This is a genomic window from Bacillus sp. MYb56, from assembly GCF_002976445.1.
In the GTDB taxonomy this organism is placed as follows: domain Bacteria; phylum Bacillota; class Bacilli; order Bacillales; family Bacillaceae_G; genus Bacillus_A; species Bacillus_A mycoides.
This window is the reverse complement of record NZ_PCOH01000014.1, coordinates 127,632-139,768: the sequence shown is the minus strand read 5'-3', so window position 1 is coordinate 139,768 and position 12,137 is coordinate 127,632. Positions and strand designations below refer to the sequence as shown.

General features: G+C 37.7%; 13 protein-coding genes and 1 pseudogene. 7 read left to right on the top strand and 7 right to left on the bottom strand.

The genetic code is table 11. The annotated features are described in order from the left end of the window. The 5 genes and pseudogenes from CQ058_RS17920 to CQ058_RS17900 all read left to right on the top strand — a co-directional run. Positions 1-209: pseudogene (locus tag CQ058_RS17920) on the top strand (efflux transporter periplasmic adaptor subunit); the annotation flags it as partial. Beyond that, positions 206-886, top strand: coding sequence for an ABC transporter ATP-binding protein (locus CQ058_RS17915; protein WP_002130002.1), 681 nt, complete (start codon positions 206-208; stop codon positions 884-886). The pseudogene CQ058_RS17920 and the gene CQ058_RS17915, both read left to right, overlap by 4 nt. Next, entirely contained in the window at positions 883-2,085 is a 1,203-nt protein-coding gene (locus CQ058_RS17910; protein WP_105589915.1) for an ABC transporter permease, read from the top strand. The genes CQ058_RS17915 and CQ058_RS17910 overlap by 4 nt, the downstream gene beginning before the upstream one ends. Positions 2,086-2,209: 124 nt before the next feature. Further along, positions 2,210-2,890: a YknW family membrane protein gene (gene yknW / locus CQ058_RS17905; RefSeq protein ID WP_003192860.1), complete on the top strand. Its 681-nt coding sequence runs from the start codon at positions 2,210-2,212 to the stop codon at positions 2,888-2,890. A gap of 217 nt (positions 2,891-3,107) precedes the next feature. Further along, positions 3,108-3,578 carry a sigma-70 family RNA polymerase sigma factor gene (locus CQ058_RS17900; protein ID WP_105589914.1) on the top strand — a complete coding sequence of 157 codons (471 nt, stop codon included), beginning with the start codon at positions 3,108-3,110 and terminating at the stop codon, positions 3,576-3,578. 83 nt (positions 3,579-3,661) lie between these two features. Here CQ058_RS17900 and CQ058_RS17895 read toward each other — a convergent pair whose 3' ends face one another. Further along, entirely contained in the window at positions 3,662-4,138 is a 477-nt protein-coding gene (locus CQ058_RS17895; RefSeq protein WP_002139077.1) for a competence protein ComK, read from the bottom strand. Between the two features lie 194 nt (positions 4,139-4,332). Here CQ058_RS17895 and CQ058_RS17890 point away from each other — a divergent pair, with 194 nt between their 5' ends. Further along, positions 4,333-4,731, top strand: coding sequence for a DUF4359 domain-containing protein (locus CQ058_RS17890; RefSeq protein ID WP_002034805.1), 399 nt, complete (start codon positions 4,333-4,335; stop codon positions 4,729-4,731). A 20-nt stretch (positions 4,732-4,751) separates the two neighbouring features. Here the strand turns inward: CQ058_RS17890 and CQ058_RS17885 are convergent, their stop codons facing one another. Beyond that, entirely contained in the window at positions 4,752-4,967 is a 216-nt protein-coding gene (locus CQ058_RS17885) for a DUF2922 domain-containing protein (RefSeq protein WP_105589913.1), read from the bottom strand. A gap of 21 nt (positions 4,968-4,988) precedes the next feature. Beyond that, on the bottom strand, positions 4,989-5,213 hold the full coding sequence (locus CQ058_RS17880; RefSeq protein WP_002016256.1) for a DUF1659 domain-containing protein: 225 nt from the start codon (positions 5,211-5,213) through the stop codon (positions 4,989-4,991). Between the two features lie 111 nt (positions 5,214-5,324). Between CQ058_RS17880 and CQ058_RS17875 the strand changes: the two genes are divergently transcribed. After that, entirely contained in the window at positions 5,325-5,810 is a 486-nt protein-coding gene (locus CQ058_RS17875; RefSeq protein ID WP_002184633.1) for a VanZ family protein, read from the top strand. Positions 5,811-5,965: 155 nt separating this feature from the next. Here CQ058_RS17875 and CQ058_RS17870 read toward each other — a convergent pair whose 3' ends face one another. The 4 genes from CQ058_RS17870 to CQ058_RS17855 form a co-directional block, all read right to left on the bottom strand. After that, positions 5,966-8,722, bottom strand: coding sequence for a DEAD/DEAH box helicase (locus CQ058_RS17870; RefSeq protein WP_105589912.1), 2,757 nt, complete (start codon positions 8,720-8,722; stop codon positions 5,966-5,968). Then, on the bottom strand, positions 8,706-10,325 hold the full coding sequence (locus CQ058_RS17865; RefSeq protein ID WP_105589911.1) for an SWIM zinc finger family protein: 1,620 nt from the start codon (positions 10,323-10,325) through the stop codon (positions 8,706-8,708). Before CQ058_RS17865 ends, CQ058_RS17870 begins: the two co-directional genes overlap by 17 nt. Positions 10,326-10,463: 138 nt before the next feature. Next, positions 10,464-10,766 carry a DUF3910 family protein gene (locus CQ058_RS17860; RefSeq protein WP_105589910.1) on the bottom strand — a complete coding sequence of 101 codons (303 nt, stop codon included), beginning with the start codon at positions 10,764-10,766 and terminating at the stop codon, positions 10,464-10,466. An 85-nt stretch (positions 10,767-10,851) separates the two neighbouring features. Continuing rightward, positions 10,852-11,727, bottom strand: coding sequence for a cell wall-binding protein EntA (locus CQ058_RS17855; protein WP_142396369.1), 876 nt, complete (start codon positions 11,725-11,727; stop codon positions 10,852-10,854). Positions 11,728-12,137 lie beyond the last annotated feature (410 nt).

The window sequence follows — 12,137 nt, the reverse complement described above, 5'->3', positions numbered from 1 at the left end:
TTGCTGTTCCAAGTAAGAGCATTGTAGAAAAAGGCGAAGATGCATTTGTTTATATTGAAGAGAAAGGAAAGCTTCGTAAACAAAATGTGAAAAAAGGTTCTACTGATGGAGACTGGACAGAGATTGTTGAAGGCGCAACAGTGGGGCAAAAGGTGGTTAAAAATCCTTCCGACGATGTGTATGACGGAATGGAAGTGAAAGAGAAATGATTACGTTAAATAATATTGCTAAAACATATTATCAAGGAAAATTGGCAGTGCCGATTTTACATGGTATTAGTTTAACAATTCAAAGCGGTGAGTTCGTTTCTATTATGGGACCGTCTGGTTCTGGTAAATCAACGCTTATGAATATTATCGGTTGTTTAGATCGTCCAACAGAAGGTGAATATATGTTGAATGATGTGAATATCTTAACAGCAGACGAGTCAAAACTAGCTTTAATTCGTAATGAATATATCGGCTTTGTGTTCCAGCACTTTAATTTGCTGCCGCGTCTTTCCGCAGTGGAAAACGTTGAACTTCCGCTCATCTACGGTGGGGTGAAGAAAGCAGAGCGTCGTCAGAGAGCCCTTGAAGCGCTTGGGAAAGTTGGATTATCAGATAGAGTCCATCATTTACCTAGTGAGTTATCAGGTGGACAGAAGCAACGTGTAGCGATTGCGAGATCGATTGCAAATAATCCAACGTTTATTATGGCCGATGAGCCGACAGGTGCACTTGATACGAAGTCTGGTGCACAAGTTATGGATATTTTCACGAAGCTAAATGCAGAAGGTACGACGATTGTTATGGTTACGCATGAAGAAGAGGTAGCAGCGTATTCTTCCCGTCGCATTGTACTGCGAGATGGGAAAGTTACAGAAGATAGAAGGTGTGCAGTATGAGTTTACTAGATAGTATGAAAATTGCCTTATCGTCTATTTTAGCTCATAAACTACGCTCAGCTTTGACGATGCTAGGGATTATTATCGGTGTAGGCTCTATTATTACCGTCGTTGCGATTGGGCAAGGCGGGGAAGCGATGCTGAAGTCGAAATTCGCAGGTTCTGGTGGTAATAACCTTATGCCAATTCAATTTAAACCAGATATTAATGATGAGTTTGCTATAGGTGGATTTCAAATACCGAAGTTAACTGAAGAGGATATTTTGGAAGTAAAACAAGTGAAAGATGTTTCACACGTTATTACGACAAACCAGAATTCAGAGGTACTTGATGTAAATGATAAAAAAGCAAATCTAAATGTTATTGGTCTTGATAATGAATATTTTGCGGTTAATAAAGTAAAGGTCGTAAAGGGACGTACTTTAAATGAATCCGATATTTCTCATGCAAATAACGTTGTGATGATTAGTACAAAAACAGAAGAGACGTTATTTAAGGACGTAAACCCAGTTGGACAAATTATTGAGATGAAGGGGCAGCCAATGCAAATTATTGGTGTGTATACATCTGACAATGAGTTTATGGGATTTGAAATGGAAGAAGCGTTAATTCCCCTTACTTTATGGCCTGTTTTATACGGAACAGATGAGATTCAAAGTATAGCAATTCAATCTAAAAATGTAGACAATTTAGAATCAGCAGGGAAACAAGCTGTTGATGTATTAAATAGTCGTAAGCCAAGTGAAATTCCAGGTAAATATGAACTGGTGAATTTAAAAGAGTTCCAAGAAAATGTTTCTAAAGTTACTAATATCATGACGATGATCATCGGTGGTATCGCTGGTATTTCATTAGTCGTTGGTGGTATCGGTGTAATGAACATCATGCTCGTATCTGTAACAGAGCGTACGCGCGAAATTGGGGTACGCAAAGCGCTTGGGGCAACGCGTAGTAAAATTTTATTACAATTTTTAATTGAAGCGGTTATGTTAACGCTTCTAGGTGGTTTGATCGGAATTGGTCTTGGATATGGCGGGGCATATATTGTTTCCACATTTGCGAAATGGCCACCGCTCGTTTCATGGGAAGTTGTCGTTGGAGGCGTATTGTTCTCTATGACACTCGGTATTATTTTCGGATTAATTCCAGCAAACAAAGCTGCGAAATTAGATCCAATCGAAGCACTTCGTTATGAGTAGATTATTAGTGTAGTAGAGAAGTTCTCTACTATAAGTTACCGTTCTAGTGGGCGGTTCGTAGCCTCTACATGAGGATGTGAACCGCCCGTTAGAACGGGTTATATAAATAGAGGGAGGCGTTATAATGGAAGCGAATATTAATACGCAAGATGTAGGTTCGAAAAAGCCATCATTATTTGGAATGATTACATCTCCAGGTGTGCAGTTTGAGAGAATGAAAACGAAAAGTCCGGTTTGGGGGGCATTTTTCCTGTTTGCTATACTTGGGACAATCACGGCAGCGGTAGTGGCTTATTTAGCGTTAGTTAATACTCCGGAGTTGGCAAAAGAGCTTAAGGGCGATTCAGCAGGTATGGTTAAAGGGTTTACTCTTGGAGGGGGAGCGATTTTTGGTTTCCTTGGAACAATTGTTGGTTTGTTTATTGTAGCTGGATTTTATAAGGTTATTATGATGTTCATGAGTAATGATACACCGTATATGAAGATATTATCTATTTACTTATATGCAAATATTGTTTATTATCTTGGTGGTATTCTAAATGCAGTGCTAGGTTTTATTCTTGGTGGAACTGGTACTGATAAATATACAAGTTTAGCGCCTTTATTTGATCAGGGAACGATTGCTTATGGTATTGGTTCTGCGTTTGAAGTGTTTAACATTTGGAGCTTGATCTTAACTGGTTTAGGCTTGCATATCGTTGCCGGTTTAAGTAAAAAACAGGCAATAATTTTAATTTCTATATTCTTTATCCTTACAATTGGATTTAGTATGTTAGGCGGTATGTTCTCTGGCTTTGGTAAGTAATATGTTATTTTGAAAAGGTGGCTCTTCCTAGAGTCACCTTTTTTATTTTTACCCCTATTTCAAATACCCCCAGCAGAATTTCAAATTCTGCCTAGTGTAATTTCAAATTACGGCAGCAGTATTTGAAATTACCCACAATGAAATTTCCTTTCTCATTTTATATTGTAGAGGTACCGCGGAATACTAAAGAGGTATACCTTTTAGAAACGGGTACTGTGTGAAGCCAGCGACTTTTGCAGATACGGTTGTTTTGTATGAAGGTATGATTGTAAATCAAATAAAGAGGTTAAATATTTACCAAGATTATGAAGAGTATTATCAATGTGGTTTAATTGGTCTTTGGTATGCGTATGAAAGGTATGAGGAGGAGAAAGGGAGTTTTCCTGCTTATGCTGTCGTAACGGTACGTGGTTATATATTGGAAAGGTTGAAGAAAGAATGCGTAGTGCAAGAGCGTTATGTATGCACGGACGAGTATGAGGAACGATTTGAGTGTGAAGATGCTGGAACGAGGGCGAAGGACTTTATGAGTGTGTTAGATGAGAGGGAGAAGCATATCATTTCAGAGCGATTTTTTACAGGGAAAAATATGGGAGAGATAGCTTCTGAAATGGGGATGACGTACTATCAAGTGAGATGGGTATATCGACAAGCACTTGAGAAAATGAGAGATAGTGTAAGGGGATAAGAATAATAAGTAGAATGGAAGGCAAAGGAAATATTGCGTTCCATTCTATTTACTTTAAGGCAGTAAATGCGGCAAGAGGTTTTTTAAGGTAATGAATCTTTCATGTTCATTCGGGATAATACATGTCCAGATTTGAAAAATTGTTGCTGTAACTTATGAGAACCTATTTGTATTGTTATGGTAGTTCCGTTAAAAAAATGAATGTTAGCTTTGTTAGTTTTTTTGGAAAACTCTATCTCATCTATATGGTTATAGAACAACCAAATGCAGCTTGGAGAAGAAGGAGATTCTGTTGGGAAAACGCAAATATATTCTTTGTGATTAATCGGAATTGGAACATTTTGTTTGAGCTTAAAGTTTATTTGGACTGCATGACGTCTACCTTGATAAGTAGAATGAACATGTGTTAGACAAGATTTCTTTATGAGTTGGATAGCTGTTTGGCAAGAGTACAGAGGGTTTCCGCTACTGTCGATAATTTTTGTCCGGTAATAAGGGTGTTTGCAAGGTTCGAGCATCATTGTAGAACTAGAAATAAAAATATCATTTTCATGATCCATGATTCTAAAATCCTCCCTTATAAAAATTGTTATTCTGAATATAATTATATACGAATTATATAAAGCTATTATTAATCTTTTGTTTCGTATTGTAAATTTTTACGGTTCGTTTACAATCAATAGATGATAGTCTTTCTAATTTGCATCGCTTGTACATATATATGAAAATAGAAAAGAGTAGGCGGTGATATAGCATGAAGAAAAAGTATATTATTATGGCTCTAGCTGTTGTTCTCTTAGTTTATTTAGCAAACAGTAATCCGGGTAAGGGAGAATATACGGATTGGGCAGCAAAACAATTTATGAAGCGTAATGATGTGAGTAAGAAGCTAGAAGAGGTTGAGAAAGAAAACAAAGAGGGTATACTTGGCGACTTAGCATCGGCGGGAAAAAAATTGGCAAATAAGTATGTTGAACCACAAGTTGGATTATTAATTGAGCATTATACAAAGCGAAATGATTATATTTTCTTCTCAACATATACGACAGAGTTTGATTTAGGCGGAGAGAATTATAAGTATGTTTGTGTTGGTTTTTCAAACATCTTTATTCCAATTGAAATGCCGAAGAAAAAAGACGAATCTGCAAAATAATGCAGATTCGTCTTTTTGATTTACGGAGTAATCTGAACTTCAGATACGTTTTTTTCTATGAGGCGAGCCCCTTTTTTACGAGTATTTTCACTAATTGATGAAAATACAGATGAAAAAAGAATGGTATCCATTACTTGATTTACGACTAGTTCATTTACTGGTTTAATGGGATTATCGATAGACAAGACAACTGTTTTTCCATCTTCTTTCACGAAAACTAACTCTAGTACTTGCATGTTTTATTCCCTCCTTTTTAATTATAGATTAGAAAGATCTGACGTGCTTACAAGTTGTACAGCGTGAAGTGATGATTGTTGTAGTGAAGCAAGAGCACGTGCTACTTCATGTACTTTTCCTAAATCTGCATTTGTTTTTACACGTTTGAATTGCTTGTTCTTAAAAACTGTTTTACCGTTTTTGTCTAATCCTCCGTTTAATACAAGGCGTAAAGTTAAATCCATTACGATTGTTTCAACTGCCATGTTTATCACCCCCTTTCACTTTATAAATAGGGTGTAAATGTCATGTTTTGGCGTGAAATTTTTTCTTTTTTTTGGTACTCTTAAAAGACTAAGAGAGGGGTTTTCGGAAGAATGAATCGTAAATGGTTATTTTGGATTCCTGTATTACTATGGATGGGGATTATTTTCTATTCTTCAGCTCAGCCATATAAAAAACAGGATATGCGCTCGGATATTGAGCAATATGTAAATGTTGAGTTTGTGAAAGAGCATTTTTCATGGGTATCTATCGATTATGGCGGAGGTACACCTGTTAGTATCGCAAATAAAGGTGTAGCTGGATTTGTTGAGTTTTTCCTACGTAAAGGTGCTCATTTTATGGTGTTCTTTATGCTCGGCTCATTGACGTATTATGCTTTTCATCGATCGGGTTATTCGAGAAAAAGGTGCTTTGCATACGCCCTCCTTTTCGTTGCGGGGTATGCAACATTTGATGAAATTCATCAATGGTTTACAGGAGACCGTACACCGATGTGGCAAGATTCATTGCTTGATACGTGCGGCGGGTTAACAGGAATTATAATAAGCAATTGGTTTTGGCATAGAAAAAGGAGCTAATCTCAGTTAGAGATTTGCTCCTTTTTCATTTATCCCGCTATTTGTGGGAATAGAAAGATCCACCTTATCCCGCATTAACTGCCCGTAAAAGCCCGATTGGTGAAGGCTAATAATCAGTGGGGGATGAACAAAACCCCACTGATTAAAGTTTCACTTTATACGCCAAGTAATTCTTTTAGTTCGTCGGTTGATAGTTCGGTCATCCAACTATCACTTGTAATGACGGCGTTGTTTAATGATTGTTTTCGTTCTAACATTTCATCAATCTTCTCTTCAAGTGTTCCCGTTGTAATAAGCTTATGAACGTGAACGAAGCGTTTTTGACCGATGCGATAAGCACGGTCTGTTGCTTGGTTTTCTACAGCTGGATTCCACCAACGGTCATAGTGAATGACATGGTTGGCGGCAGTTAAGTTTAATCCTGTTCCGCCAGCCTTTAACGATAAGATGAAGATGTCATACGTTCCGTTTTGAAACTGCTCAATCATCTTGTCACGCTCTTTCTTCGGTACGCTCCCGTTTAAGAAGAGGACGCGCTGACCAAATGTTTCTTCTAACATACTTTTTAGCATGTTCCCCATGCCAATGTATTGAGTGAAGATTAAGCAACTTTCATTTTGGTCTTTTATATTTTCGATGAGCTCCATTACCGTTTTTGTTTTCATAGAGCGCTCGACGATATTTTGTGGTTCTTCTTCTTTCAAATAAAGGGCTGGGTGATTACAAATTTGTTTTAGCTTGTTCAGCATAAGTAATATAAATCCGCGTCTTTCAATTCCGCTTAATCCTTCTACATTTTGTAATGTATCTTGAACAAGTTGTTCATATAAGGAAGCTTGTTCGCCAGTTAGTGGACAATAAGCTTTCTGTTCTTGTTTATCTGGTAAGTTTAATGCGACCGTTTGATCTTTCTTCGTACGACGCAGTAAAAACGGCGAGATAAACCGCTGAACTTGCTGGATTTTTCCTTCATCGCGGTCCTTTTCAATCGGTGTGACGAAGCGGCGCTGGAATTGTCCTAAGCTTCCGAGATACCCATGATTGATAAAGTCGAAAATAGACCAAAGCTCAGCAAGTCGGTTTTCCATCGGTGTACCGGTTAAAGCAATTTTGTGATTTGCTTGTAGGTTTCTTACTGCTTTCGACTGTTTCGTATGTGGGTTTTTTATATTTTGTGCTTCGTCTAAAATAACAGCGTCCCAGCATAACGTACTAAGTTCTTCTTCATCAAGCTGAGCTAATGCATAAGAAGTTAATATAACATCTGCCGATTGAAGAAAATCTTTAAATGACTCATCCTTAGATCGGTTACTTCCATAGTGTAACTGAACACGTAAACTTGGTGCGAAACGCTCAAATTCTTTTTGCCAATTTCCAAGGACTGATGTTGGTGCCACAATTAATGCAGGACCTGTTTGGAGATTGTTTTCTTTAGCGTATAGTAAGTAAGTTATCGTTTGAATACTTTTTCCGAGTCCCATATCATCGGCTAATAACGCTCCAAATCCAAGCTTTCGTAAGTATAGTAACCACTCAACACCGTGTTGTTGATATGGGCGGAGTGTTGCTTGTAGCGAAGATGGTACATCTACTTTTGGGATATCTCCAATGTGTAGAAGTTTTTGGAAAAGCTCTTCGTAATATCCATCTAGCTCGATTTCAATATCGGTAAACGGACTATCGTCTTCTACAATTTCTGTTTCTGCCGTATTAGATAAATGTTGCTGCAACACATCTTTCATTTCTAGTCCATATTTATCGGCACGGTGCATTAGTTTTTTTACTTCTTCAATAAAGGCAGGATCAAGTCTCATCCATTGACCATTTAAATTGAAAAGACGTTTGTTTTGTTCAACGAGTTCGAAAAATTCACTTTCTGATAAATCAATTCCGTCCGTTGAAATGCGCCAGTCGAAATTAACGAGCGTATTCATGCCGAAGAAAGACTGTGTTTGTGCTGTACTTTGCTTCAGCTGTACACGCAACCTCGGTTTTGTTGCTTTTAAATTTTGCCACCATGATGGTAGTAAAATTGTAATACCTGCTGCCAGTAACTCATTACTTGCTTCGGTTAAGAAGTTCCAAGCTTCCGTTTCAAAGAGTTCTTCTCGGAACTTGTCGTCCTCTTTTAGCCACGGTACGAGCTTACTGAATCCTTCTTGTGTTTCAAGGATACGTTCTTCGTAATCGTGCCATCGTTTTGGTAAGGAATCGATACTTTCATATACATATATGCGATGTGCACCACGTTTTGGTGTAACGATTGTTTCAAGCTTCCACATTTCAAGTTCTTCTTGCGGTTCTTGTAGTCTTAAGCCGACTGTAAATGGAAGATCATCTTCAATGTAACCAATTTTTCGAAGCCAATCTTCTTCATGTAGTGCTGCTTCCAATTGCCTTTTCGTAAAGTCGTAATGTTCATATAGTCTCTTTGCATCTTCCCATCCGTCATTTGAGCGAGCATCTTGCAAAATACTTTCGTTCACAGCGGCAGAGAAAAGAGATGCTAACATGTCATCTTCAATTGAGGTATTCTGAACTTTCCAAGATGGCTGCTGAGACCAATGCTTCATGTCAGGTGCGAAGCTGCCGCTGACGAAAGCGTCCCATAATTCACTTGCATCCTTTGTAAGTGCCGTAATAGGACCGTTCATTTGCATATTTGCAAATGAATTCATCGGTTTATTTGCGATGTATTCAAATGCCTGTGCATTCGTTAACATAACGCCTTGTTTTCCCTCATACGCTGCTTCTTTTAAAAACGTTCCGTAGAAAGAAGTAGAGTGCCATGCGAATGCATTTTTTTTCCAAGTTGCTACGGATAAGAGCGTACCGCTATCATCTTCTCCCCAAAGGAACCAACCTTGACTAACGTGCTGGAGCCTAATTGTTACTTCAGTTTGTATGATCATCGATTAATTTTCCTCTCCGTAATTCCTCTTGTAGTGCACGCAGACGTGAATGTAAGTTAGCGATATGAATAATGAAAGCATCCCATTCATCAGTTCGCTTCAGTCGTTTATAAAGCATACGTAATTTCTTTAAGTAACGAACGGCACGTTTATATGATTTGCGATTTCGCTCTTCAATTGCTTCTATTGCGGCATGGTGATAAAGAGGAAGTGCTGCTTCGGGCGCTTCTTTTTCAATATCTTTCAATGGTTCTTTCAAAAGTTCGATTACTTCGAATCCATATAAGAGCTGAAGTTCCGTCCATGCATGGTATTGTTTCTTCGCAAGTACATATTGTTCATAATTTGTGAAACTATACGGTAATAGTTCTTGTAAAATCATTTCTAATCCCGCTTGTTCATTCGTATGCGTTGCATATGTCTCATACATCATCACAAATAATCGAACGATATCTTGTATAAAGACGGTATTCTCTTGTTCCGTTATCGTTTCTTTTACTTGTTTATAAGTAAAGGAAAGCCAATCTTTAGCGCGGTCCCACTCCATCGCACTTAATAACTCTTCTAACCAATAGAAGTAAAGGCTCACAACAGAAGAAGGCTGTTTTTCTAGTAATTCCATTGCCGATACATCTTCACCGTTTAAAAAGAGCAGGTGAGAAGATGCTAATGCTTTGGAAAGTGGATTGATTTTAGTATCGATTCGTTTTTTTTCTTCTTGTAGCTGCTCTTCTGTTCTTAACAGTTCACCCCATACGTGACGATAAATGAAGAATCGCTCTTGTGTATAGGCATTGGTAGAGAAGAATGCTTCATGTATGAGCCGCGCTGTTTCTTCTAAAATCGGTTTGGATTCTTCTGGAATCGCCTCTGTTTTTAGGTCCCTAACGGTAGATTCAACTTTATCAACGAATAGGCGAACGACGTTAACTGGTTGGTGGTAAGAATATAGTTTGTTTGCTTCAAATTCTTGAATTTCTTCTAATAATTTTTGAAAGCAATAAAGTGCCGCGTGCAACTTAAATAATTCATGAATAGCAACGATGCGCGGAGCTTTCCGTTCTAATTTTGTATAGAAGTCTGTAAAAAGACTCATAAGAAAATACATTTGTTTATAAGTGAGCCGCGCTTGTTCTTTTTTAAATGATTCATATTCATTTTCAAAGTATGTTTGCCAACTTTTATAATCCATTTCTTCAAAAGCTGATGATTGCAATACTTGTCGTGCAGTTCGAATAGGAGGAAGAGAAGGTTTTGTATTATTTTTGAATAAAGTTAATACATCTCCTACTTGCCCAAAACTAGAAGCTGCAGATAGTAACACAGCAAGCATATGCTGACATTGCGTTGGCGCGAAGCAATCGCAATAGCTTTCAGTGACATTACGAATCGGGATGTGAACGCTATATACACTGCCTTCAGCATTTACAGTTCCGGATAGCGTATAGCCATCAAAGTCAACGTTATAGACAACACCACTACGATATAGTTGCCGAGCTGTAGCGACATGCTCTTGATCAGCAACTTGCTGTGGATCAAGCCCTTGAACGAACTCATTCGCAATCATCATAATTTCATCTTTCGTAATTGAGTCTTGCAGCATAATATTCCTCCGTACACAGATTTCTTTCCTTTACCATTATAAACAAAAAATGCTCAAAACAGAAAAAATGAAATTTGGATTACAAAAAAGGATGTTGCCTAGTTGAACTTTCCTACTAGGTAGCATCCTTTTTGGGAATTAAGAGCCTGATTCTTGTAATACCGCTTTTACATATGGATCATGTAATATTTGTTTTATAATTGGTAACATGTTTTGCTCGAATGGAATATCAATAGGGAATGGTTTTTGAGAGCCTGGTTTTATTCCGTATTGTACGAGTTTGTAATGTGTATTTTCTTCAGACTTGAGCACAATTAATTTATAGCGATTGTCATCGCTTGTTAGTGAGAAGTCAATTGCGATTGCATCATATGTTACATCATCTTTATATATGTACGGTTTTGGTGTACCGACCCAGTCTACCTTAGCTTGTAAATTCATGGACGTCACCTCCTTATATGTATTATATAAAAAATAAAAGCCAGTTCTCAATAAAGAGAACCGGCTGTAATTTAGCAGTCATTGGTTATTTTAAAATTTTAACTTTAACAGTTTTGCGTCCCCATTTTTGAGCAGCGCTATCTGATCCAAGTAGAATATCGATACGGTTACCTTTAATCGCACCGCCAGTATCACCAGCGATAGCTTCTCCATAACCTTCTACCCATACTTTAGATCCTAATGGGATTACTTTCGGGTCAACAGCGATCATTTTCATGTTTGGGTTCGCTGTTAGGTCATGACCCATTGCAGTTAATACACGGCCGCCGTATGTGCCACCGTTTTCGCTCGGATGAGCTGTATATGCTGTAGCTACAACTGTTAACTCACGACCATTAGAAGGTTCGCTAGTTTCAGCAGCTTTCACAGCAGGCTTAGTAGCCGTTTTTACTGGTGCAGGTGCTTGAGCTTTAGCTGGTGCTGCAGCTTTAGCAGGAGCAGGCGTTTCTTGTTTCTCAATAACAGGTGCTGTACCTATTAAGAAAGGAACATGAACGTAAGCTGTTTTCCCGTTATATTCAAATTGTAACCACTCATTTTGTACTTGGTTCGTTGTTTCGATCATATCGTCTTTCTTAAGCGTTCCAAGAATTTCTGAGTTTGTGTTCGCTTCAGCACGTACATTTAATACGTTAGCTGTTACATAGTAAGAGTTCTTTGTAAACTCTGCACTTACGAATGCGTCTTTACCATTTAATTTGATTTGTGACCATCCGTTTTCTGTATTTAGAACATCTAATTTATGACCATTCTGTAATTTACCGACAACTTTTGATTCAGTAGTAGGGTTTTCTCGTACGTTTAGTACGTCTGTTGTTACAACAGTTTCTGCATTAGCAGATGCGGTGAAAATCCCAAGACCAAAAACTGCTGCTGTTGCTATTCCAATTAATTTTTTCATGATAGCCTCCATTGCGTTTGTTTTCGTGTCCTCATTATAGCAACAGATTTTTTCGGATTTTGGGAAAACACACAATTACAAACCATTCGTAATAAGTCGTTAACACTTTGTAATATAGCTAGAATGAGAGGAAAGTGTTTTTCATTCCATATAATTAGTAGGTTTCTAGTTATATTCAAAATATTTAATACAACATATTTTTTTCGGTGTAAATAAAAATGTTACAGGAGCATTACATGATGATTACTATACAGTTACATTCCTTGAGTATTTTACCGTTTTATGGGTAATATAGTTATATAAACATAAATATCTCGTTTGTGAAGTTATAAACACGCGCTATATACTAGCAAAAAACCGCATAATTGTTACAAGAAGAAAGGGTTGTAAAGAATAAATCTGCCCTTTTT

Excerpts from the sequence above, each read along its gene's own strand:
- CQ058_RS17915 (WP_002130002.1), top strand. The coding sequence starts at position 206 with ATGATTACGTTAAATAATATTGCTAAAACATATTATCAAGGAAAATTG.
- CQ058_RS17910 (WP_105589915.1), top strand. The coding sequence starts at position 883 with ATGAGTTTACTAGATAGTATGAAAATTGCCTTATCGTCTATTTTAGCT.
- yknW (WP_003192860.1), top strand. The coding sequence starts at position 2,210 with ATGGAAGCGAATATTAATACGCAAGATGTAGGTTCGAAAAAGCCATCA.
- CQ058_RS17895 (WP_002139077.1), bottom strand. The coding sequence starts at position 4,138 with ATGGATCATGAAAATGATATTTTTATTTCTAGTTCTACAATGATGCTC.
- CQ058_RS17890 (WP_002034805.1), top strand. The coding sequence starts at position 4,333 with ATGAAGAAAAAGTATATTATTATGGCTCTAGCTGTTGTTCTCTTAGTT.
- CQ058_RS17885 (WP_105589913.1), bottom strand. The coding sequence starts at position 4,967 with ATGCAAGTACTAGAGTTAGTTTTCGTGAAAGAAGATGGAAAAACAGTT.
- CQ058_RS17880 (WP_002016256.1), bottom strand. The coding sequence starts at position 5,213 with ATGGCAGTTGAAACAATCGTAATGGATTTAACTTTACGCCTTGTATTA.
- CQ058_RS17875 (WP_002184633.1), top strand. The coding sequence starts at position 5,325 with ATGAATCGTAAATGGTTATTTTGGATTCCTGTATTACTATGGATGGGG.
- CQ058_RS17870 (WP_105589912.1), bottom strand. The coding sequence starts at position 8,722 with ATGATCATACAAACTGAAGTAACAATTAGGCTCCAGCACGTTAGTCAA.
- CQ058_RS17865 (WP_105589911.1), bottom strand. The coding sequence starts at position 10,325 with ATGCTGCAAGACTCAATTACGAAAGATGAAATTATGATGATTGCGAAT.
- CQ058_RS17860 (WP_105589910.1), bottom strand. The coding sequence starts at position 10,766 with ATGAATTTACAAGCTAAGGTAGACTGGGTCGGTACACCAAAACCGTAC.
- CQ058_RS17855 (WP_142396369.1), bottom strand. The coding sequence starts at position 11,727 with ATGAAAAAATTAATTGGAATAGCAACAGCAGCAGTTTTTGGTCTTGGG.